General features: G+C 35.8%; 22 protein-coding genes. 10 read left to right on the top strand and 12 right to left on the bottom strand.

Translation table 11 applies throughout. From position 1 onward, the window contains the following. Positions 1–32 precede the first annotated feature (32 nt). A complete protein-coding gene (locus HNP36_RS09165) occupies positions 33–1,361 on the top strand; it encodes a hydroxymethylglutaryl-CoA synthase family protein (protein WP_184158232.1) in 1,329 nt (442 codons plus the stop codon). A 52-nt stretch (positions 1,362–1,413) separates the two neighbouring features. Here HNP36_RS09165 and HNP36_RS09160 read toward each other — a convergent pair whose 3' ends face one another. Then, positions 1,414–2,349: an alpha/beta hydrolase gene (locus tag HNP36_RS09160; RefSeq protein WP_184158234.1), complete on the bottom strand. Its 936-nt coding sequence runs from the start codon at positions 2,347–2,349 to the stop codon at positions 1,414–1,416. Between the two features lie 11 nt (positions 2,350–2,360). After that, on the bottom strand, positions 2,361–3,287 hold the full coding sequence (locus HNP36_RS09155; RefSeq protein WP_184158236.1) for a helix-turn-helix domain-containing protein: 927 nt from the start codon (positions 3,285–3,287) through the stop codon (positions 2,361–2,363). A gap of 178 nt (positions 3,288–3,465) precedes the next feature. Here HNP36_RS09155 and HNP36_RS09150 point away from each other — a divergent pair, with 178 nt between their 5' ends. Then, positions 3,466–4,995, top strand: coding sequence for an aldehyde dehydrogenase family protein (locus HNP36_RS09150; RefSeq protein ID WP_184158238.1), 1,530 nt, complete (start codon positions 3,466–3,468; stop codon positions 4,993–4,995). 200 nt (positions 4,996–5,195) lie between these two features. Further along, positions 5,196–5,579 carry a DUF779 domain-containing protein gene (locus HNP36_RS09145; protein ID WP_184158240.1) on the top strand — a complete coding sequence of 128 codons (384 nt, stop codon included), beginning with the start codon at positions 5,196–5,198 and terminating at the stop codon, positions 5,577–5,579. 107 nt (positions 5,580–5,686) lie between these two features. Here the strand turns inward: HNP36_RS09145 and HNP36_RS09140 are convergent, their stop codons facing one another. Beyond that, the gene (locus HNP36_RS09140) at positions 5,687–6,886 is read right to left on the bottom strand and encodes a dicarboxylate/amino acid:cation symporter (RefSeq protein WP_184158242.1); all 1,200 of its coding nucleotides are present in this window, start codon (positions 6,884–6,886) and stop codon (positions 5,687–5,689) included. Positions 6,887–6,979: 93 nt separating this feature from the next. On the opposite strand from HNP36_RS09140, the gene HNP36_RS09135 reads away from it, so the two are divergent. From HNP36_RS09135 to HNP36_RS09125, 3 genes are read left to right on the top strand one after another with little or no spacing between them, the layout of a single operon-like run. Continuing rightward, on the top strand, positions 6,980–7,894 hold the full coding sequence (locus tag HNP36_RS09135) for a DnaJ C-terminal domain-containing protein (protein ID WP_184158244.1): 915 nt from the start codon (positions 6,980–6,982) through the stop codon (positions 7,892–7,894). Between the two features lie 3 nt (positions 7,895–7,897). After that, a complete protein-coding gene (locus HNP36_RS09130; protein ID WP_184158246.1) occupies positions 7,898–8,200 on the top strand; it encodes a chaperone modulator CbpM in 303 nt (100 codons plus the stop codon). A 43-nt stretch (positions 8,201–8,243) separates the two neighbouring features. Beyond that, positions 8,244–8,771 carry a hypothetical protein gene (locus tag HNP36_RS09125; protein ID WP_184158248.1) on the top strand — a complete coding sequence of 176 codons (528 nt, stop codon included), beginning with the start codon at positions 8,244–8,246 and terminating at the stop codon, positions 8,769–8,771. Positions 8,772–8,834: 63 nt separating this feature from the next. On the opposite strand, the gene HNP36_RS09120 is transcribed toward HNP36_RS09125, so the two are convergent. Together HNP36_RS09120 and HNP36_RS09115 are read right to left on the bottom strand one after the other, a co-directional pair. Next, the gene (locus HNP36_RS09120) at positions 8,835–9,818 is read right to left on the bottom strand and encodes a PLP-dependent cysteine synthase family protein (RefSeq protein ID WP_184158250.1); all 984 of its coding nucleotides are present in this window, start codon (positions 9,816–9,818) and stop codon (positions 8,835–8,837) included. 147 nt (positions 9,819–9,965) lie between these two features. Then, positions 9,966–11,195, bottom strand: a complete 1,230-nt coding sequence (locus HNP36_RS09115; RefSeq protein ID WP_184158252.1) for an ABC transporter permease — start codon at positions 11,193–11,195, stop codon at positions 9,966–9,968. 4 nt (positions 11,196–11,199) lie between these two features. Here HNP36_RS09115 and HNP36_RS09110 point away from each other — a divergent pair, with 4 nt between their 5' ends. Further along, the gene (locus HNP36_RS09110; RefSeq protein ID WP_184158254.1) at positions 11,200–12,396 is read left to right on the top strand and encodes an exo-beta-N-acetylmuramidase NamZ domain-containing protein; all 1,197 of its coding nucleotides are present in this window, start codon (positions 11,200–11,202) and stop codon (positions 12,394–12,396) included. Between the two features lie 114 nt (positions 12,397–12,510). On the opposite strand, the gene HNP36_RS09105 is transcribed toward HNP36_RS09110, so the two are convergent. The 3 genes from HNP36_RS09105 to HNP36_RS09095 are packed head-to-tail and all read right to left on the bottom strand — an operon-like array spanning position 12,511 to position 14,521. After that, positions 12,511–12,717, bottom strand: coding sequence for a hypothetical protein (locus HNP36_RS09105; RefSeq protein WP_184158256.1), 207 nt, complete (start codon positions 12,715–12,717; stop codon positions 12,511–12,513). A gap of 4 nt (positions 12,718–12,721) precedes the next feature. Further along, a complete protein-coding gene (locus HNP36_RS09100) occupies positions 12,722–13,345 on the bottom strand; it encodes a DUF3575 domain-containing protein (RefSeq protein WP_184158258.1) in 624 nt (207 codons plus the stop codon). After that, positions 13,346–14,521: a thioredoxin family protein gene (locus HNP36_RS09095; protein WP_184158260.1), complete on the bottom strand. Its 1,176-nt coding sequence runs from the start codon at positions 14,519–14,521 to the stop codon at positions 13,346–13,348. Between the two features lie 472 nt (positions 14,522–14,993). On the opposite strand from HNP36_RS09095, the gene HNP36_RS09090 reads away from it, so the two are divergent. The 3 genes from HNP36_RS09090 (at position 14,994) to HNP36_RS09080 (ending at position 18,078) form a co-directional block, all read left to right on the top strand. Then, positions 14,994–16,046: a hypothetical protein gene (locus HNP36_RS09090; RefSeq protein ID WP_184158262.1), complete on the top strand. Its 1,053-nt coding sequence runs from the start codon at positions 14,994–14,996 to the stop codon at positions 16,044–16,046. Between the two features lie 97 nt (positions 16,047–16,143). Further along, a complete protein-coding gene (locus HNP36_RS09085) occupies positions 16,144–16,461 on the top strand; it encodes a helix-turn-helix transcriptional regulator (protein WP_184158264.1) in 318 nt (105 codons plus the stop codon). Positions 16,462–16,662: 201 nt separating this feature from the next. After that, positions 16,663–18,078 carry a hypothetical protein gene (locus tag HNP36_RS09080; RefSeq protein ID WP_184158266.1) on the top strand — a complete coding sequence of 472 codons (1,416 nt, stop codon included), beginning with the start codon at positions 16,663–16,665 and terminating at the stop codon, positions 18,076–18,078. A gap of 35 nt (positions 18,079–18,113) precedes the next feature. Here HNP36_RS09080 and HNP36_RS09075 read toward each other — a convergent pair whose 3' ends face one another. From HNP36_RS09075 to HNP36_RS09060, 4 genes are read right to left on the bottom strand one after another with little or no spacing between them, the layout of a single operon-like run. After that, positions 18,114–18,314 carry a hypothetical protein gene (locus tag HNP36_RS09075; RefSeq protein WP_184158268.1) on the bottom strand — a complete coding sequence of 67 codons (201 nt, stop codon included), beginning with the start codon at positions 18,312–18,314 and terminating at the stop codon, positions 18,114–18,116. A gap of 59 nt (positions 18,315–18,373) precedes the next feature. Further along, positions 18,374–19,159, bottom strand: a complete 786-nt coding sequence (locus HNP36_RS09070) for a DUF2314 domain-containing protein (RefSeq protein ID WP_184158270.1) — start codon at positions 19,157–19,159, stop codon at positions 18,374–18,376. Continuing rightward, positions 19,135–20,115 (bottom strand): hypothetical protein, encoded by a 981-nt coding sequence (locus HNP36_RS09065; protein WP_184158271.1) that lies wholly within the window; start codon positions 20,113–20,115, stop codon positions 19,135–19,137. The genes HNP36_RS09070 and HNP36_RS09065 overlap by 25 nt, the downstream gene beginning before the upstream one ends. Then, entirely contained in the window at positions 20,112–20,480 is a 369-nt protein-coding gene (locus tag HNP36_RS09060; protein WP_184158272.1) for a hypothetical protein, read from the bottom strand. The genes HNP36_RS09065 and HNP36_RS09060 overlap by 4 nt, the downstream gene beginning before the upstream one ends. Positions 20,481–20,487: the final 7 nt, after the last annotated feature.

Here is a 20,487-nt window from a genome sequence, read left to right as displayed (position 1 = left end):
TTTTATAAATTCGTATAAAAATTTAGAATAGAATGACTTTTGGAATTGAGGCTGCGGGCTATCATGTACCGTCTTTGTATTTAGAGATCAAAGACCTGGCGGAGAAAAGAGGAATTGAACCCGCAAAACTGGAAAAAGGATTAGGATTGCACAAAATGGGGTTTCCCGATGTTCATGAAGATGCGGCTACATTCGCGGCAGAAGCTTTATTGAAACTGATCAGAGATTATGATCTCAATCCCAAAGATATAGCCAGGATTTATTTAGGCACGGAAAGCGCTCTGGATGCGGCCAAACCTACAGCTTCCTATGCTGTGCAGATGGTGGAAAAAGTGCTGGAAAAAGAATTTGGCGAAAGATGCTTCAGGAATTGTGATGTGGTAGATATGACTTTTGCCTGCATCGGGGCTGTAGATGCCCTTCATAACTCCCTTGATTTTGTAAGGGTGAATCCGGACAAAAAAGCCGTGGTTATTGCCAGCGATTATGCCAAATACGAACTGGCTTCTTCCGGAGAATATACACAGGGAGGTGGTGCAGTTGCTTTACTGGTTTCCTCAAAACCGGATCTTCTGGAAATTGAAAATAACTGGGGAGTTGCTACCGAAAGTGTTTTCGATTTCTTTAAACCCAGAAGGAACTACAGTAAAAAAGACTTAACTTCAGCACCTGAAACTTTCCCGGATAAAATCGAAATTTTTACGGATGAGCCTGTTTTTGACGGACAGTATTCCAACCAATGTTATCAGGACAGGATCAGGGAAGCTTATCAGCATTATAAAGAGATTACAGGTAAAGATAAACCTTACGAAGCCTGGAGATATCTTATCTTCCATTTGCCGTATGCATTTCACGGTAAAAGAGTATTCACGGAAATCTACAGCATTGAAAATGGACTTTCTTACACAACACCGGATGAACAGAAAGCAGTGGCGAAATCTGAAAATTACCTGAACTTTATCAATGAAAAGATTGAAAGATCACAGCGCGCATCTTCGGAAATAGGCAATATGTATACAGCTTCCATTTTTATGGCGCTGCTTTCCGCAATACAGGTTTCATTTGATGAAGGAGAAGAACTGGCAGGTACTGAAATCGGGTTTTTAGGATATGGGAGCGGTTCAAAATCCAAAGTTTTTGCCGGAAAAATATCTGAAAACTGGAAAACTGTTGCTGCCAAATGGAATTTGTTCGAAAATTTAAAAAACAGAACAGCCATTGATTTTGAAACTTACGAAAAACTGCACAGAAAACAGCTTGAAAAATCTGTTAACGAAAACTACAAAAGTTTCGGGCTACAATCAGTAGAATCTGAAAATCCTGTTTTGCAGGGAGCACGATATTATCATTACAAAGACTAAATTTATTAGTCATAATCAATACAGCAAAGCATTCCACTACCGGAGTGCTTTTTTACTTCCAGAATCCGTTTTGCTGTGCCCATTTTTTAAAAAGATCCGGCCAGCTGCTGACAGGGCTTCCTTTTTTACCCAATCCCCAGCCATGTCCGCCAGTCTGGAAAATATGCATTTCCGCCGGTACATGAGCTTTGTTTAAAGCTGAATACATCAAAAAGCTGTTGTCAACGGGAGAAATTGGATCATCTGCGGCCTGGGTAATGAAAGTTATAGGCATATTTTCATTCACCTGTTTTTCCACTGAATAAGCAATTTCCTGTTCTTTTGAAGAAGTTTTTCCAAGAATACTTTTGTAAGAATGGGTTTTATTATTAGGCGGAAGCATTGAGATCACAGGATAAATTAACCCTGTAAAATCAGGTCTGGCTGATAGGGTATCTATATGGTCAATAGGTGCATAAAGCTTTTGATCTGGCCTGGCTGAAGTGTAACCCGCAAGATGTCCGCCCGCTGAAAATCCCAGGATCCCTACTTTATTGGGATCAATATTATAATTTTGGGCAAGGCTGCGGATCATTCGTATAGCACGCTGGGCATCTTCAAAAGGAACGTTTGTGGTTTTCCAGTTTTCCTGTGGTAACCGGTAGATCAGTTCAAAAGCGGTTATTCCTTCCGATTGAAGCCAATTGGCTGCAGGAGTACTTTCTTTTCCCAGTTCAATGTGGGCATATCCGCCTCCGCTGATCACTAAAATGGCTATACCATTGGGATTTTTCGGTTGATGAACAATAAGCCTCGGGTTTGAAACATTGGTAACAGATCCTTTATCACTGATTGTTTCAGACTCCCTTGAACCCGAAGTATCCGGCATGTTGTGAGGCCATAAAGGAATTTGCTCCAGTGCAGGAGAAATCTGATATTTTTCGCTAGATTGGGCATGGTAGAGTGTTGAAGTAAACCATACAAAAGCAAAAGAGAGCAGGAATTTCATGGTAGAAATATCTAATCAAGGAAGATCATTCCATTCTGGTAACTTTTCGGAGTAACGCCAACCAGCTGTTTAAATACCCGTGTAAAATAATTCGTGTCTGAAAATCCTGTCTGGTAGGCAGTTTCCTTAATACTGTTCTGTCCCGCAAGCAGTTCTTTTGCCCTATTAATTCTTTCCTGAAGAATAAAATCATTGGGAGAAGTTCCCAATTCATCCTTGAACATTTTAAAGAAATTGGATTTGCTCACGTAGGCAAGCTTTGCAATACTGTCTATGGAGAGTTTCTGATGAAGGTTTTTCCTGATATAATCCACTGCAAAACCTATCCTTGATTTATTTTTGGCAATATTTTTTTCTACCATGCTTCTGGCCTGGGTCTGCATAAGCCTGATCAGAAGTTCTTTCAATGCGAAATCTGCCATAATATCTTTCTGCGAATTATCATCCATTGCAATTCTCATGATATTATTGGTAGCAGACGCTAAAGATTTATTGTTAAAAAGAAAAAACTCATCCAGCTGGATATTCCACTGTGAAGTTTCATCCACTTTAGGAAGGCTGTAATTTAAATAATTAAGAGAATCCTCTATAAATTCAGGATTAAGGCTTAAAGAAATGCATTGGGTAGGAGATTCATCCGCTTCCGGGAAATCAATGATCATGGTTTCTCCCGGGGCTACAAGAACACTTTCTCCCGGGAAATAATCAAAATAATTTGTTTTATTATCCAGCTTCATATGTTTTTTGCCTCTCAGCATAGCCGTAAAAGCAATATTCTCAAAGTGAAGCTTAACCCCAAAAGCAGCTTTGTGAGTCTCGTAAATACTAAATTCACAGTTGTTTAGATTGAATTTTGTCTGGTTTTCAACAAGGTTCAATAACTGGCTTTCCTTCTTTAATTCAGGAGTATTTAATAAAAATTTATTATTGTTATTCATTTCTAAACATTTTGTAAAACCCAATCACTCAAATATATAAATTTTAGACCTTCACTGCTGTTAATAAAATTATAAAATTAAATATCTGCACTATTTTGAAGTGTTTTTATACGATTGTGCTATCTATTTTTCACCGGGAAATGTAATTTGGCATTACTAAAATAAAAATGATACTAATATGAGCACTATGACAGAACCGAAATCAGAGACCGCTTTCCAGTGGCCTGAATTCAAAAACAAATATGATAACTATATTGACGGTAAATTTACTCCTCCTGTAAACGGGCAGTACTTCAATGTAGTTTCACCGGTGAATGGTAAAAACTTCACCCAGGTAGCCCATTCTTCCAAAGAAGACTTGGAACTGGCTGTAAATGCCGCTGAAAAAGCATTCCAAACATGGAAAAATACTTCATCCACAGAAAGAAGCATTATACTGAATAAAATAGCAGACAGAATCGAGCAGAACCTTGAATACATTGCCATTGTTGAAACCATAGACAACGGAAAGGCAGTAAGAGAAACATTGGCTGCGGATTTACCTCTCGCCATAGACCATTTCAGATATTTTGCGTCTGTGGTACGTGCAGAAGAGGGCTCACATAATGAACTGGATAAAGATACAGTTTCCCTGATCGTTCATGAACCGCTGGGAGTAATTGCCCAGATCATCCCGTGGAATTTCCCGATATTAATGGCGGTATGGAAATTAGCTCCGGCATTGGCTGCAGGAAACTGCGTTGTATTGAAGCCTGCTGAAAGTACTCCCGTTTCCATCATGGTTTTAATGGAAATTATCGGTGATCTTTTACCTGCCGGTGTTATCAATATTGTTAATGGCTTCGGGGCGGAATTGGGAAGAGCTCTGGTAACCAATCCGAAAGTATCTAAAGCAGCATTCACAGGCTCTACGGCAACAGGGCGTCTGGTAATGCAGTATGCAACAGAGAATATTATCCCTGTAACACTTGAGCTGGGAGGGAAATCTCCAAACGTTTTCTTCAGCTCGGTAATGGATGCAGATGATGAATTTCTGGATAAAGCAATTGAAGGAGCTGTTCTTTTTGCACTGAATCAGGGCGAAATATGTACATGTCCTTCAAGATTGCTGGTTCAGGAAGATATTGCAGACGCATTCATTGCAAAAGTAATAGAAAGAGTGAAAGCCATCAAAGTGGGAAATCCGCTTGATAAAACTGTGATGATGGGTGCTCAGGCTTCCCAGATCCAGAAAGATAAAATTCTGTCCTACATCCAGCTTGGAAAAGAAGAAGGAGCGGAAGTTCTGTTGGGTGGAGATGTAAACAATGTAGGAGACGATTTACAGGACGGATTCTATATTCAGCCTACTATTTTCAAAGGTAATAACAGAATGAGAATCTTCCAGGAAGAGATTTTCGGGCCTGTACTGGCGTTTACTACATTCAAAGACGAAGAAGAAGCTGTGAAAATTGCCAACGATACGATCTACGGACTTGGAGCAGGAGTCTGGACCAGAGATGCTCATCAGCTGTACAATATTCCACGCCAGATCCAGGCTGGAAGAGTTTGGGTGAACCAATATCATTCCTATCCGGCAGGAGCGCCTTTTGGAGGATATAAGCAGTCAGGAATCGGTAGAGAGAACCATAAGATGATGCTGGATCATTACCGTCAGACTAAAAATATGCTGATTTCCTATAACAAGAACAAATTAGGTTTCTTTTAATTTTTAAATATTAGGGCGTGCCCGTTTGCCCCGGCGCTGCCGGGGCAAAACGGTCGGGCTGTTCAGGAAATTGCAGGCTCAAATTAAATTATGATAGATTGATGGGCCCGGCAGGATTTATTTTGCCGGGCTTTTATTAAATCTTCGTATCTTAAATGAAACAAATAAGGTCCTTCTAAGTTTAAACAAAAGAGAAGAAAATGGAAACAAAAATATCAAGACTATCTGCTACAGAAGCTGCACTTGACGTTATTTTTGAACTGGAAAAAAAATATGGTGACCTGATGTTTTACCAGGCAGGAGGGTGCTGTGAAGGAACTCAGCCGCAGTGCTTCGAGAAAGGGGGATTTTTCCCCAGAATGAATGATGCAATGATCGGCACCATCCACGATCACGAGTTCTGGATAGACCGGGATCTTTTCGAATACTGGAAATATTCACATTTTACGTTAGATGTTACGGATGGTTTCGGACCGGGCGGATTTTCTCTGGAAACACCTCTTGGAAAAACATTTAAAGTACATTACAGGCTTTTCACACCTGAAGAATACGAGAATTTAGAACCTGTACAACGAAGTGAATAAGGTTAATATTTAGTTGTTAAGATTATTATTCCTTACAATAAAATCTAACTTAAAAGTCTGTGTAAATCCGGGAAGTCTGCGGTTAAATTTTTCATGTTTAAACATCATCAGACCTTCACAAACCGGTTCACAAACATAGCCGCCACAATATCTCCCACAGCATTCAGAACAGTGGCTAAAGGATCAACCAGAGTTCCGATAATCATCACTGCCGGAACAGCTTCCTGAGGTAGCTTATATACTGAGATCATCAGCATTTCTCCAATATATCCGCCATTGGGAATACCACCAGCTACAATACTTACGAAAACCGTAATTCCTAAAGCAAGAAGCAAATTGGAAGGATCAAAAAAATCTTTTCCAATGATCAGGAAAGCAACATATATCTTAATAATGGATGACATGGAAGAGCCGTTCTTATGAAGTGTAGTCCCGATAGGAATAACAAGATTGGCAATGGAATTCGGGATACCTATTTTCGAAGCTGCCTGAAGATTGGCAGGCATAGTGGCGAAGCTGCTGCATGTACTCAAAGCGGTAAGGGTGGGGTAAGCTGCATTGGTCCAGAAACTTTTGATCCCTTTCCTCCCGTTTGCCATAAAAGCATACAGTGAAAAAAAGACAAAGAAATAAATAATTCCTGCAATATAATAAAGCCCGAGAGGTTTAGCGTAAAACCCAAACAATTGTGGGCCTAAAGTCGCTACCTGATAGGCAAAATAAGCCCCCAACCCAATAGGTGCCAGTTTCATAATTAATAAAAGCAATTCTTTCATCACTTCATATCCGGAAGAAATGAAAACCCTGAACGGTAATCCTTTCTCCCCGGACTTTCTGGCTGCAAACCCTGTCATAAAAGCAAAAATAAGAAGAGCCAGCATATTTTGCCTTGAAAAAAGCTGTGTAAATTCCCCAACGGTGAAAAAGCTGACGATCCGGTTGCCCCAATTTTCTTCAGACGCAGTTTCTGCAATTACGTCCGAACTGCCGGAAACTCCTGAAACAGGAAACATGTAAACGGCACAGATCGTAAAAACAGCTGCTGTTAAAATAAAGAACAGGAAAGTGAAGGCCATTACAAGAATGATCTTTCCAAATTTAGACTGCTGTTCCAGGGAAGCAATAGAATTGGATACTGCGAAGAATACGAGCGGTACCACACTCACAAAAAGCAGATTCAGGAATATGTCTCCCAGTGGTTTAATATATTCCACAATGCCCGGAACTGTAATGCCTATAATGCTTCCTGCAACAATTCCCAGAAGTAAAAGTATAATTCCCGAGTAGTTTTTAAGTACCTCTTTCATTCAACGCTTTTTATCAAAGATAGGTTTATTTTTAACACTCTGTTATATAATTTTCAGGGACAAATTTCATAAATTTGAGTAAATATCGTTTCTATGGCTTATATAGATTACTATAAGATTTTAGGCGTAGATAAAAGCGCAACACAGGATGACATCAAGAAAGCCTACCGAAAACAGGCCAGAAAACTTCATCCTGATCTTAACCCGGACGACAAAGAATCAGAAAGAAAATTTAAAGAACTGAATGAAGCTAATGAAGTTCTCAGCAACCCGGAAAACCGTACGAAATATGATAAGTATGGAGAAAACTGGAAGCATGGAGAAGAATATGAAAAAGCACAGCAACAACAAAGACAGTATCAGCAACAGAATTATAGTGGCGGTGGATACTCCGGGGCTGATTTTGGGGAAGGGGCTGATTTTTCAGATTTTTTCCAGAGTATGTTTGGCGGGGCAGGCGGAGGTTTTGGGAGAAGCTCAAGAGGAAGCTCGTCAGGGAAATTCAAAGGGCAGGATGTTCATGCTGAATTAAATCTGAATTTAAAAGATGCTGCACAAACCCATCCGCAGACTTTCGAGATCAATGGTAAAAAAGTAAGGATCACAATTCCGGCCGGGGTTTATGATGGTCAGCAGATTAAACTGAAAGGCCATGGAAATCCTGGTTTTAACGGTGGCCCGAACGGAGATCTGTACATTACATTCAATATTCCCATAGATCCTGATTTTGAAAGAATCGGTGATGATCTGAAAACTAAAGTTTCGATAGACCTGTATACTGCTGTTTTGGGCGGTGATGTAAAAGTAAACACATTGGATGGCAGCGTCAGCCTTAAAGTAAAACCTGAAACTCAGAACGGGACTACAGTACGACTGAAAGGAAAAGGTTTTCCGGTATATAAAAAAGAAGGGCAGTCCGGAGATCTTTTTGTGACGTATGAGGTAAAATTACCAACCGGTCTGACAGACAAGCAGAAAGAACTTTTTGAACAACTTAAAAATTCCTAAGCCATGAGTGAAAGAATATCGAGGGAAGAACTCGTAAAAATATACAATATAGAGATCACTTTTTTTGACGAACTGGTGGATGTAGGTCTTCTGAATGTAGAAACAGAGAATGAAATCCATTATTTGCTATATGAAGATTTGCCTGTTTTTGAAAGGTTTACCAACTGGCATTACGACCTGGAAATTAACCTTCCCGGTCTGGAGGTCATTAATGATATGTTGAGAAGAATAAAAGACCTGAAGAGGGAAAACCGTGATCTGATGAATAAACTTTCTGCAATAAATGATCAATATGAAGATATTTGATTTAGTTTTGTAATCTTAAAAACGAATTAATATTTTCTAAGAAATGAGTGGAGAGAAAGTCATTACATTAAATGTGAACAGAAAAGATTTCGAAGAAATTTATTTCAGCGGTAATCAGGGAAGTTTATTTTTTTCATCAACTACGAGAGGAAAGACGGTTACTACTTTGGTTATAGGATTAATTCTGCTGATTCTGTTTTGTTTTAAAGATGATTTAAGCAAAGAAAAATTCGGCATCTTGTATTTTGTGAGCTTTCTGTTTCTGTTGTGTACAGTTTATCTTTCTTTGAGCATAAATAAAGTCTCGCGGTGGAAAAAAGAAGTGAACAAGTATTTGAAATCGCTGGAAGATTCCAACATATATGAGATCCGGTTTAATAATGATATTTTTAACGTAAACCTTAATCATCAGGAAGAATTAAGCAAATGGGAAGATTTTCAAAGTTTTGATGCTAATGATGAGTTTATTTCGCTGGAAGGAAAATACAATTACATGTTTCCAAAAAAATCGATGAACAAGGCGGATTACGAGACACTGAAACAAGTATTAAAGAAAAATATCAAACAATAAAAAACTCTGAGCTTTTTGCTCAAAGTTTTATTATCTAAAAGGGCGAATTTGCCTTCGTTTTGATTAATCTAACCAGCCCATTTCCTTCATCCACTCATCATTGTAGATTTTCCCTACATATCTTGAACCGTGGTCGTGAAGCAGAACAACAATCACATCGTCTTTGGTAAACTGGTCTTTCATCTGAATTAAAGAAGCAATAGCGCTTCCCGCAGAATATCCGCAGAAAATTCCTTCTTCTTTAGCCAGTTTTCTTGCGTAAACAGCACCGTCCTTATCCGTTACTTTTTCAAAATGATCGATCACAGACATGTCGTAATTTTCAGGAATGATATCTTCCCCGATTCCTTCTGTGATGTACGTGTAAGCATGATCGTAATGAAGTTCACCCGTCTCATGGAATTCTTTCAGAATAGAACCGTAAGTGTCAACTCCTATTACCTTGATATCTGCATTTTTTTCCTTGAAGAATGTTCCGCAACCTGTAATGGTACCTCCTGTTCCGGCACCCACTACAAAATGGGTAAGTTTACCTTCCGTCTGTTCCCAGATTTCAGGAGCTGTAGACTCATAATGAGCTGCTCTGTTGGATAAGTTGTCATATTGGTTTACATACCATCCGTTTTCTGTTTCATTAGCCAGCCTTTTGGAAACTGAATAATAAGAACGCGGATCTGTAGGTTTTACGTCAGTAGGGCATACAATAACTTCAGCTCCTACAGCACGGAGAATATCACATTTTTCTTTCGACTGCTTGGAATTGGTTACAAAAATACATTTGTAGCCTTTGATGATGGCTGCAAGAGCCAGTCCCATCCCGGTATTTCCTGAAGTACCTTCAATAATGGTACCGCCAGGCTTTAATCTGCCGTCTTTTTCGGCATCTTCTATCATTTTAAGGGCCATTCTGTCCTTTACGGAATTTCCCGGATTGAATGTTTCTACTTTCGCCAGAACAAGAGCAGGAAAATCTTCACCCAATACTTTGTTAAGTTTTACAAGAGGTGTATTTCCTATCGTTTCAAGAATATTTTTTGCGTATTTCATAAATGTTTTATAAGCGGTGCAAAGATAAGGCTTTAAAAATTAGCTGCGTAATTTAAGATTGATTTATAAAAAAGTGAATGATGAATGGCAATAACAAATATTGTAAACATAATTAATGACTGACCATTGCCTGTTGACAATTCAATTTTAATTATACTTAATTGCTTTCACCGGAGATATTTTGCTGATCAGGTAACTCGGAATAATCAGAGCCAGTCCTGAAATAAGAAGGATTCCCAATGAAATGGAAACAATGGCTACAGGATTAAGATCTACCGGAACCGTACTAACGTAATAGTTTTCAGGATTTAATTTAATAATGCCGAAGAATTTCTGAATAAGAATAAGACCAAGACCTATTGCATTTCCATACAAAAGCCCGGGAATCATAATAATCAGGGTATAATTGATGAAAGTAGCTCTGATCTGTGAATTGCTGGCTCCCAGCGTTTTCAGAAGCCCTATGGAATTGGTTCTTTCGATGATAAGAATTAAAAGGACCATAATAATATTGATCACTACTACGATCAGCATAATGATGATGATTAAAGCAATATTCGTATCAAAAATACTGATCCAGTCATTGATCTGCGGGAATTTTTCCGTTGCTTTTTCAGCATAATTTTTGTAGCCGATGAGTTTTTCAATTTCCGGAAAATCTTTATCAATATCATTTACATTTTTAAAGAATATATCGAGGCCGCCAATTTCATCCGGCTTCATTTCCTGGATTTTTCTTACATGATTGATACCGCCGATAACGAACTGTTCATCAATCATTTTAATATCGGTTTTGTAAATTCCTATAATCCTGAATTTACGGTATATCGGTTTCTGGTCTGCTTTTGAAAAAACGGTAACTATGCTGTCGTTAACCTTCAGGTGAAGATCATTGGCGATCTTCTGTGAAATGGTAACATCATTGTTAAAGCCTTTTTCCGTAACTTTTGGAGTTGTCCCCGCAACTAAAAACTTCTTGAATCTCAGACTGTCAAAATCTTTTCCTATCCCTTTGAATATAATGCCGGAAAAATTGTGTTCATTACGCATAATTCCCGTTACAGTTGCATATTTCTGAACACTTTCCACATCCGGCAGCTTTTTAATTTTCTGGATATCCAGTCCCTGATTGTCAAGAATAGATGTGTTGTAAGAAGAATTGGATCTTGTAGACCGCACCGTAATATGTCCGCTGAAATCTGCCAGCCTTTCCTTAATTGCTTTCTTTGATCCGAAGCCTGTAGCTACAGTAATTAAAGAAACAATGATCCCCAAAGCTACAGAAAGCCTGCCGATGAAGATGATAACTCTTGAAAGGTTATTTTTGTTATCTTTGGAAAACGCTATTTTTCTAGAGAAATATAAAGGAAATTTCAAGCTTATGAATTTAGATTTCAAAATTAAAAATTTACTTCTTATTTGCCTAATTTTTTTAGGAGTATTCAACCAATATTATTCTCAGGTTCAAGGTCAGCAGGATTTTAAAACCGGAGCAGACCAACCTGAACTTTATCTGCCTTTGCTAAAGGACAAAACAATCGGTGTGGTAACCAATCAGACAGGATTGATGAGTGATAAAAGCTACCTGGTAGATTTTTTAGTTAAAAATAACATTAAGATCAAGACAATCTTTGCCCCCGAACATGGGTTCAGAGGAGATGCAGATGCCGGGGAAAAGGTAAAAAACGGAGTAGATACCAAAACCGGAATCCCTATTATTTCTTTATACGGAAACAATAAAAAGCCAAAACCGGAACAGCTGAAGGGACTTGATATGGTAGTTTTTGATATTCAGGATGTTGGCGTAAGGTTTTATACCTATATTTCAACGTTAACCTATTTAATGGAGGCCGGTGCAGAAAATAATGTGGAAATTATGGTGCTGGACCGTCCCAACCCTCATGACGGTTATACGGACGGACCTGTTTTGAAGAAAAAATGGTCAAGCTTTGTCGGCATGCATGAAGTTCCTGTAGTATACGGGCTGACGATAGGAGAGTATGGAAAAATGGTAAACGGTGAAAAGTGGCTGAAAAATGGTATTCAGGCAAAATATACCCTGATTCCGATGAAGAATTACCATAAGAAACAGCGTTATCCCATTTCAGATAAACCATCCCCAAATCTTCCGAATGATAAATCAATTAATTTGTATCCGAGCTTATGCTTTTTTGAAGGAACACAAGTTTCTGTAGGGAGGGGAACAAGTTTACCTTTCCAGATCTACGGATCTCCGTGGACACAGTCATTTTCTTATCAGTTTACGCCAAAGCCTAATTTCGGGGCAAAAGATCCTTTCCTGAATGGAAAGCTTTGTTATGGTGAAGACCTTTCTGCCTATCCGAAAGATCTTAGAGAGCTTAACCTTGAATGGCTGATCAAATCTTATAAAAATTATAAAAATCCACAGCAGGGTTTCTTCCTTGAGAATTTGTTTTTCGATAAACTGGCCGGAACGGATGAATTCAGAAAGCAGATTATAGCTGGAAAATCAGGTCAGGAAATCAAAGCTTCATGGAAAAATGACCTAGAGAAATTTGAAAAGATCAGAACAAAATACATTCTGTACAAGGATTGATTCCTTAAAAATTAATAATCAGCTTGGCTTTGTCGGTCAATAATGAATCTATCATTTGATACTCATAAAATTCACTTACAAAGCCAAATTAACTATTCACTGTTCCATTTTTTATCAGTCAAAATTCTGTGGCGGTTTGTTATCGTTCTTGCTTTTATTAAGGATGAAAAGCCCTATCGATAATCCGATTACTCCGGCAAAAGCTGTCATCAGAGCTCTTTCCAGCTTATCAGGCAGGTTATTTCCAATATAATTCATTAAAAAAAGGATCACAAAAGTGATTACTGAAATGATAATATGATTTTTTCCGAACAGTTTCATGCTGTTATTTTAATTTATAAGAAATCATGATACCTCCTCTGTAAGGTAGGATTTCTCCACTTTTATTATATTTTTGGGCTGATTCATACCGCTGGCCTGTAGTACGGTCATATCCCTTGTAGAAATCTGTGGATGAGCCAATTGTTGCATAAATGTCGATGTTCCAGCGATCAGATACTTTAAATTGATAACCACCCGTAACACCTGCTAAAAATGAAAATCCTTTTTGATATAAATTAGATCTAACGAATACTTCATTACGATCATTTATATAAGAGCCATCTTTCCAGTAATTCCATTTCTGCAGAACGAATGAGGATACCCCAATATTAGCTCCTATATACCAATGGTTGAATGCCTCATTGAAATAATATCTTCCTTCCAAAGAAGCAGAATAATACTGAAATTCATGGCCTGCAAAAGACTTCCATGGAGATACCAGAACATCACCCTGCATGGTAATTTTCTGGGTTAACTGTTTTTCCAGACCAATATTGATTACGCCAATTGGAGCCAGAAGAGCATTTCCTTTAATATATAATTTTTTTTCCTGTTCTTGTTCCTGTGCTGTAAACATTGCTGCGGACAGAAGGGTGATAGATGCGGTGAGAAATTTGTGTTTTAGCATTTATTTTATTTGTTTCAATAATTCTTCTGCAAGTTTGGAGTCCTTGTTGGTTTGAGTAGCCATGTTTTTTGACATTTCTGCATAGTTTTTGGCCAATTCATTATTCCCGGTCAGGAAATAAAGTCTTGCGAGAATATATGTGTTTTCTGGTGTTTCGCTGCGCATTACAGACTTTTCAGCCCATTCTGTGGCCTTCTTTAATGATGCAGGATTCTTGATATGATCACTGAATACCCATGCTGCCCTCAGCAATTCATTAGGTTCGAATGCATCGGAATTTTTATAATATTCCAGGGCTGCTTTTTCAAATTCAGGGAAATTGGCGTTTTGTTCGTAATAGCTGAGCTTTGTTTGGTTCAGTTTGGATTGTGCGAGCTGTTTTCCTACTAACGGTTCTGCCGTTTTCATGAAATATTCATCGTTTATCCTTTTATTCTTATCATCAATAGACTGTTCTACGATTTTGGAAAGTTTCAACTGATTATCAAATTCATTGTAAGTTTCTTCCGGAAGATATTTAATGATTTCGGACTTCCTTGATGAAAATGTACTGTAATTTTTATCCTCGGTTGATTTTACAAAGAATAAAAGCAAGCCTATTTCTTCTTTGGAGATTTCTTCTGATTTCTTTTTGTTTTCAAAATACCGTTCGGAAGCTTTTTTGGCAAAATCATAGTCTGAAGAAGAATTCAGTTTCATAATATTGATCAGGAATGCCGGATCTTTTTCGCCTTGTGCAAAACGATCTTTTAATGAGCCTTTTTTATTGCCTGAGGAATTCACATCCTGAGCCATAGTGACAAACATACTTTCATCCATATAGCCGGAGTTTTGGGAAATAAGCTCACCTTCACCATTCAGGAAAAGATAAGTAGGATAGGAGCGTACCCCATATTTTGCTGCAATTTCCCTTCCTTCGCCTTTCTCCATATCGAATCTGGCATTCACGAAATTGGTATTGAAATAATCCCCGACAGTTTTTTGGGTAAATACATTTTTCTCCATCATCTTACATGGTCCGCACCAAGAAGCATAGGCGTCAACGAAGACAAGCTTCTTTTCTTTTTTTGCCTTTGCTATGATGTCTTTGAATGGTAGTTCCTGAAACTGTATAGCTTCCTGAGCCAGAGTGATAACAGAGCAGAAAACAAATACTCCGGAGATGATCTTCTTCATTTTCAAATAATGATTTGTAGGCGAAGATAGGTATTTTCCAAAAAACAGAAGCTGAATTTAGGATTTGAAGGCTTATATTAACGAATTTTAAGACTGGTGCGGTTTTATTTTTATACAGACTGTAACTTAAAATAGTGAAAAAATTCCGTAAACGGATTTTCAGAATAAAGACACAGTGAATTTTTTTAGAATAAATGAAAACATTTATCCAATTTTATATCTTTTGATTTAAAATAAAAAAACCGCCTTAATAAGACGGTTTGTGGTTTCTCCAGGAATATCCCTTTATTCTGATTTTCAATGATTTAAATCTATGTTTACTTTTGGGAGGGACAAAGTAGGGACAATAATTTATAAATTAAGTCTTTTTTGCCGATATTTGTTTAACCCTGTTTAGTAAACTATGAAAGCAAAGATAAACAATTTTTACAATTTTCTTAATGAACTTCGATATAGGTTTCAAAATATTTTAATGTCAAGTCCTGAAAGTTTCGATAAAGATATTTCTCTTCTAGAATCCATCTATTCAATCAATAAAGAAGAGTTTCCATTTGATATTAAGACGGCATTTGAAGAATTGTACACAGAAAATCCCGATAAGATGGAAATGATTTTTTGGGATAAACTCAAAGAATCTTACTACAATTACGAGCAATTTATAGAATTAGATTATCAGTATTTTAAAAATCCAGATTTACCTGAAAAGTTTCAAAACCTATTCTATCATAGTAAACTGCTATCATATAACTATTTTGCCTTTGTTTCCCGTATTTACTATTGGTACTATGGCAGAAAAAATGAACATCGAAGTGAAAAAGAAGAGATTACAGTAGGATTTTTAGATGATTACAGTAAGATAATTCCTGATTTATCTGAAAGTAGTGCTATGCAAAAAATTCAAAATTATTTTTCTTTTCAATTTGAAATGTTAGAAAACTATATAAAATACATTTACGCAAAAAATGAATTTCACCTTGAAGTTGTTGAGCTCCGAATGTCTGATAATAGCTTTATAAATGAGAGACTGGAAAAATTAGCAAATGAATATTATTCAAAATTGGAAATACTTGCAAATTATAAAGATAACATTACAAAATTAGCGATGAATCTAAGGTTTGATTATCCTGATTTTTTAGATAATAAACAGCCAACTGCTAAAAAAGTTACTAAAAGCCAAGAACCACTAAAATTTCTTTATCCAGAAAATGTATTTGATTCACTCTCTCCATATATTCACGAAGAATTTAACGAATCTTTTAGAAAACTAATTTTTGGTGAATTAACTAATGTAGTTAATGAAATTACTTTCAGAGGGGCTTCTAATATGCTTGTGTATTTTCTTAAACAACGTTATGATGAAGGTCATCTAATTGCTGATAGTAAAGAGCAGGTTTCGGAATGGATAATTAAAAACTTTATGTTTTATGATGAAGAAGATTACAAAAAGTTTAAAAAAGATACTATTCAAAAAACTTTAATGAGAGATTGTAAGCCTCCCAAAAAAGAGGTTAAGTATCTAATTTAATTTTTTTGAGTCCCTTTTTTGTCCCTATTTAGGTACAGGCATTGATTAAGGATAATTCACTAAAGTATTTTTGTATCATAATTCTAAATAAAACATTATGAAACAAGAAAAATTCTTGGAAATTATCACTCAATTAGTGAGTGCCTTTCCGTCAGAAAACAAAACAGACGAGAAACTAGATTTATTAATTTCAAAATTAGAAAGTAAAGACAAAGATTCTGCGGAATCAGAAAAAGATGAACATCTTTTAATAGCTGAGGTATGTGAACTTACCAAAAAAAAGAGAACAACCATTTGGCTTTGGAACAAAAAAGGTTTATTAAAGCCTGTTGGTAGGTCTGGAAAAAGTCCTATTTATAGAAGAAGTGATGTTTTGAATTATATTTATAATTCTGAAAAGCAAGGCAAGGAATAATTTTATCAGCTAAGTAGAAAATGTAATGTTTCGAAAAAAAACAATTTTCTACATTCTCCTAAAACAAAACACCTAAAAATTTTATTGAACGACTTTAAGCATTAGCAAAGGCTTATGTTAGCTACTGCTTTTGCTTTAAGTCTATTTTATTAATCTTTCCTCATTTCCGTAATGGCTTGAGGATTAATATAATATGATTAAATGAGACAAACAGTAAATAAAAATGAATTAATGGTTTTACTACCATTATCACTCGATTATTCCCGTATCGAAAATGAAGGGAAGGAAAGAATTAAAGATTTTGATATGAACTGCATTAAGTTTATTATCGGGCGTATGATTTATAGTTCGGTTGTGTTCGTAAAAACCACAGAAACAGAAAAATACAATCACCATAGCTTAATTAACAGCAAAACTTGGGTTAAGCATATCGGGAAAAACTATTTAGAATACGTTCAACTTTTAATTGACTTGAAATACATTAATCGAAAATCGTATCTCGTTGGAAAAGAAAGTTTTGGGTATGGTTTTTTAAAGCCTTACCGTTTTTCAAGAGTGTTTGCGGAAGTGATTCAAATTAAAGGTGCTGATGATTTGAAGTCTACAACCACAAAAACAAGCTACGTGAAAAAATATGAAAAGCCTTTAATTGACTATTTCGACTACACCAAGTTTTCAGTTGATACGAATTTAGCTGAAAATGATGTTTTTGAAGCCTATTTTATGGAAGGTAAATTTCCAATCAAGATTTCGCACGGTGAGCCAGAAAAAGAAGGATTAGCAACCTATACCTATTACCTTATGGCGATGAAAAACATGGTGAAATTTATGAATGGGATTTACAGTTTTTCAAGAGGTAGCGGAAAAGTTGGAAAAGAATATAGAACAGTGGGGAGGTTTTATAATCCGTTTGCAAGATTGAATAAAGAAATCAGGAAATTAATGTTTTACGACAATAAAAAAATTCACGAAATTGATTTGAAGAATAGTATTCCATATTTCTTATCTAATTATCTATCTACTGTTAGATATAGAGTTAGTAAGAAGCGAATAGATAGAATAAAAGATAGTTTCCATATATATATGAATTCTGAATCTCTTAAAACCCGTATGGATACTGAGGTTGCGGACTTCAAAAATTTATGTGTCTCTGGCGGAGTGTATGATGTTTTCATTGACAGGCTTATGGAAATCTACGGTGAAGAATGGGGGCAAACCTACAAAAGATTGTTTTTAGTGGATTATAACAACTGTTATGAGAAAAACAGAGAACTAACAAAGAAACTACTATTGGCGATGTTCTTTGCGAAAAACTCGCAATACGAGAAGGTTCAACAAGTTTTTGCCGAGCGTTACCCTGTGATTTATGATTTTCTAAAAACTAAAAAGAAGCAAGGCTATAAAAATATCAGCAAACTACTTTTTGAAATGGAAGGATTTATGATTATAGATGTGTTGGCAAAGGAGTTGACGAAAGATTACAGGCGTGAAATTCCCGTTTTTCCAATACATGATAGTATAGCAACTACAAGCGACCATGTAGAAGCTGTAAAGAGCCGATTTAATGAGGTTTTTTCTCAAAAGTATGGTAACGTACCAACTTTTTCAATAACATAAAAAAAACAGGCTCAAAACGAGTCTGTTTTCTATTTTTATTCCTGAGATTTTTCTTTGTCCTCTTGCTCCTGTTTTATTTTATCAGCTCTTTCTGATTTTGTAAAGGCTTCTCCACATCTTGTACAAATATAATCTCCAGTTGCCATATCATTGAAGTATTCCTTCTCAAGAGTTTCATGGTCACATGGCTTATCTCCCCAAGCATTTTTTAATACTGTTGCTGTTTTTATGTTCATGGTCTAAAAATTTATGATTCTAAATTAATAATTATTTTTAGCTTTCTCGTTTTGATAATTTATTCTACAAGATTTAAGACTTTCCAATCTCCGCTTTTTGATTGTCCTATCCAAAATTTATTGCGTTTTGTTGTGTCATTCTCAAAGATAATAGTTTCCTCAATTAATTTTTGGTCCTGTTGTTCTGTGATAAGTGAAAAATTTCTTTCAATATTATTAAAATGGGGGAATCCGTTTGATTTAATATCTTCGATTAATGCAAGTTTTAAAACCTCTGCCAAATCATTTTTAGTAGATTCAGTTAATTCTAAATCGCTATCTTTTAGCATGTTTTCTGCTTCCATTTCAAAATCTTTACAAGAAATTACACCCTCTAAATTCTCTTCTGTGTAAAAAATCTCAATTTTGATAATAGCTCCTTCAGGAGTTGTTAAATCAGGTTTAAAAAAATCATTTCCTGCGTCAATCTTTACTCCAAAATCAATATCAAAGTTCATTTTTGCTTCATCGTCAAGAGTATTCCTGTAATGTCTTATTGTATAACCGCCAATTAATCGTCCGTCCTCAATAACCATCCAATCTATGACATCATTAATTGGAACTTTGTGAGCATTACCATTTTCTGCTAATTCCCCTGTATAATAATCCCCTTCAATTTTAACATTTTCCATCCACACATATACGTTATTGGAATCCATGAATTTTATTGCTGTATCATTATAACAATTGTTAATCAGGTTGTTGAAGTACCATAAAGTATTTTGAGCTTTATACAGGTTGTAGTTGTAGATACTGTTTTCTTCGATTTTTGCACGATTATTCATTGCGAAATATTTTTTATCCACTGGGCAGATTTTAAAAATCTTTTTGCTGTATCATCACTCCATTGTGCTCCATAATCAAACTCATAAATTTTGTAATTTTCATTTTCTATAACGGAATTTGCAGTTTGTAAAAGTTTGTTGTTACCAACTGTTGCAGATAGTTCTTGAAATTTCTTGTTCCAACTAGGGGCAGGACTTGCACCTCTAGCAGTATCAAAAAAGTTAATTAGGCTAATTTTAATCTGAAAATCATCCCAGTTATCCTCTGCTAATTCTAAATTAAATATATCATTAATAATTTTATAGCAACCCTGCTTATTCTCTACTTGAAATTTCTTCAAATAATCAATTAGTCCTGTATCTGCTTCTGATACCAATTTCAAAATCTTTTTAAAACAAATAATATCGTGGTGAAAAGTTTTCTGATATATAATATGCAGTATGTTTTTTAAAGTTTCAAATTTAATTTTGGCAGTAGCCTGTTTAAAAATACCACGAACATGTTCTATTTTCAATATATCTTCCAAAAAATTACTGTTGGGAGAAACAAAATAATTATCTTTAAGATAAACGGTTACACACAAAAAATCTTCTGGTGAATAGACAATCATTTTATCATTAACAAGTTTGGGAATCAGATTATCTCTAAGTAAAGTTTCTAACCTTGCTATATATAGTGACCTTAAAAAAGCATCATTAAATACATTATTGTAATGCAACAACTTTGGAAGGATGTATTTATAGCTTTTTCTTTCAATTTCAGATGAAATCAGCTCGTTGAATCGGGTCTCTAATTCTTTTTCAGTTTTTAATTGTTCCTCCTTATCACTAGTTGCTTCTTCATGCTTCAAAAGTAATAGGTCAAACCAATTTTGAATGATAATGAAATCATTTTCAGAAACATTTAGCGCTTTGGCTAAAATTTTCGATTTAGCCAATTCATCATTTTTAAAAGTCAAATATGGATTACTTGTCATGATTTTTTGAATAAATTCTCTCCAAATATTACTTTTTTATTTTCTATAGTATAAGGATAGACTTGTTGATATATGTCTTCTGGTGAAAGAATAAATTCAATAACTAATACATCTTTCCCTTGATATTTTCCATCCATAGCAATCGCATAAACCCGAACGTCCTCATCTTTCAATTCGTCAAAAGCTCCACTTAATAAAGTATCATATAATTCTTTTGAGTCGGTTGATTCTGAGTAAACACCAACGTAAGTTAATTTACCGTTCGCCCTTACATAGGTAGCATACGGAGCAAACACGCCATTTTCAAGTAAAAATTTTTCTGCTTGCTCTTTAACTGCTTTAAGCAATATTTCAATATTAGTCATTTTTAAA

The organism is Chryseobacterium shigense, from assembly GCF_014207845.1.
GTDB lineage: Bacteria > Bacteroidota > Bacteroidia > Flavobacteriales > Weeksellaceae > Chryseobacterium > Chryseobacterium shigense_A.
This window is presented reverse-complemented; position numbering and strand designations above follow the sequence as displayed.

Excerpts from the sequence above, each read along its gene's own strand:
- HNP36_RS09165 (WP_184158232.1), top strand. The coding sequence starts at position 33 with ATGACTTTTGGAATTGAGGCTGCGGGCTATCATGTACCGTCTTTGTAT.
- HNP36_RS09160 (WP_184158234.1), bottom strand. The coding sequence starts at position 2,349 with ATGAAATTCCTGCTCTCTTTTGCTTTTGTATGGTTTACTTCAACACTC.
- HNP36_RS09155 (WP_184158236.1), bottom strand. The coding sequence starts at position 3,287 with ATGAATAACAATAATAAATTTTTATTAAATACTCCTGAATTAAAGAAG.
- HNP36_RS09150 (WP_184158238.1), top strand. The coding sequence starts at position 3,466 with ATGAGCACTATGACAGAACCGAAATCAGAGACCGCTTTCCAGTGGCCT.
- HNP36_RS09145 (WP_184158240.1), top strand. The coding sequence starts at position 5,196 with ATGGAAACAAAAATATCAAGACTATCTGCTACAGAAGCTGCACTTGAC.
- HNP36_RS09140 (WP_184158242.1), bottom strand. The coding sequence starts at position 6,886 with ATGAAAGAGGTACTTAAAAACTACTCGGGAATTATACTTTTACTTCTG.
- HNP36_RS09135 (WP_184158244.1), top strand. The coding sequence starts at position 6,980 with ATGGCTTATATAGATTACTATAAGATTTTAGGCGTAGATAAAAGCGCA.
- HNP36_RS09130 (WP_184158246.1), top strand. The coding sequence starts at position 7,898 with ATGAGTGAAAGAATATCGAGGGAAGAACTCGTAAAAATATACAATATA.
- HNP36_RS09125 (WP_184158248.1), top strand. The coding sequence starts at position 8,244 with ATGAGTGGAGAGAAAGTCATTACATTAAATGTGAACAGAAAAGATTTC.
- HNP36_RS09120 (WP_184158250.1), bottom strand. The coding sequence starts at position 9,818 with ATGAAATACGCAAAAAATATTCTTGAAACGATAGGAAATACACCTCTT.
- HNP36_RS09110 (WP_184158254.1), top strand. The coding sequence starts at position 11,200 with ATGAATTTAGATTTCAAAATTAAAAATTTACTTCTTATTTGCCTAATT.
- HNP36_RS09105 (WP_184158256.1), bottom strand. The coding sequence starts at position 12,717 with ATGAAACTGTTCGGAAAAAATCATATTATCATTTCAGTAATCACTTTT.
- HNP36_RS09100 (WP_184158258.1), bottom strand. The coding sequence starts at position 13,345 with ATGCTAAAACACAAATTTCTCACCGCATCTATCACCCTTCTGTCCGCA.
- HNP36_RS09095 (WP_184158260.1), bottom strand. The coding sequence starts at position 14,521 with ATGAAGAAGATCATCTCCGGAGTATTTGTTTTCTGCTCTGTTATCACT.
- HNP36_RS09090 (WP_184158262.1), top strand. The coding sequence starts at position 14,994 with ATGTCAAGTCCTGAAAGTTTCGATAAAGATATTTCTCTTCTAGAATCC.
- HNP36_RS09085 (WP_184158264.1), top strand. The coding sequence starts at position 16,144 with ATGAAACAAGAAAAATTCTTGGAAATTATCACTCAATTAGTGAGTGCC.
- HNP36_RS09080 (WP_184158266.1), top strand. The coding sequence starts at position 16,663 with ATGAGACAAACAGTAAATAAAAATGAATTAATGGTTTTACTACCATTA.
- HNP36_RS09075 (WP_184158268.1), bottom strand. The coding sequence starts at position 18,314 with ATGAACATAAAAACAGCAACAGTATTAAAAAATGCTTGGGGAGATAAG.
- HNP36_RS09065 (WP_184158271.1), bottom strand. The coding sequence starts at position 20,115 with ATGACAAGTAATCCATATTTGACTTTTAAAAATGATGAATTGGCTAAA.
- HNP36_RS09060 (WP_184158272.1), bottom strand. The coding sequence starts at position 20,480 with ATGACTAATATTGAAATATTGCTTAAAGCAGTTAAAGAGCAAGCAGAA.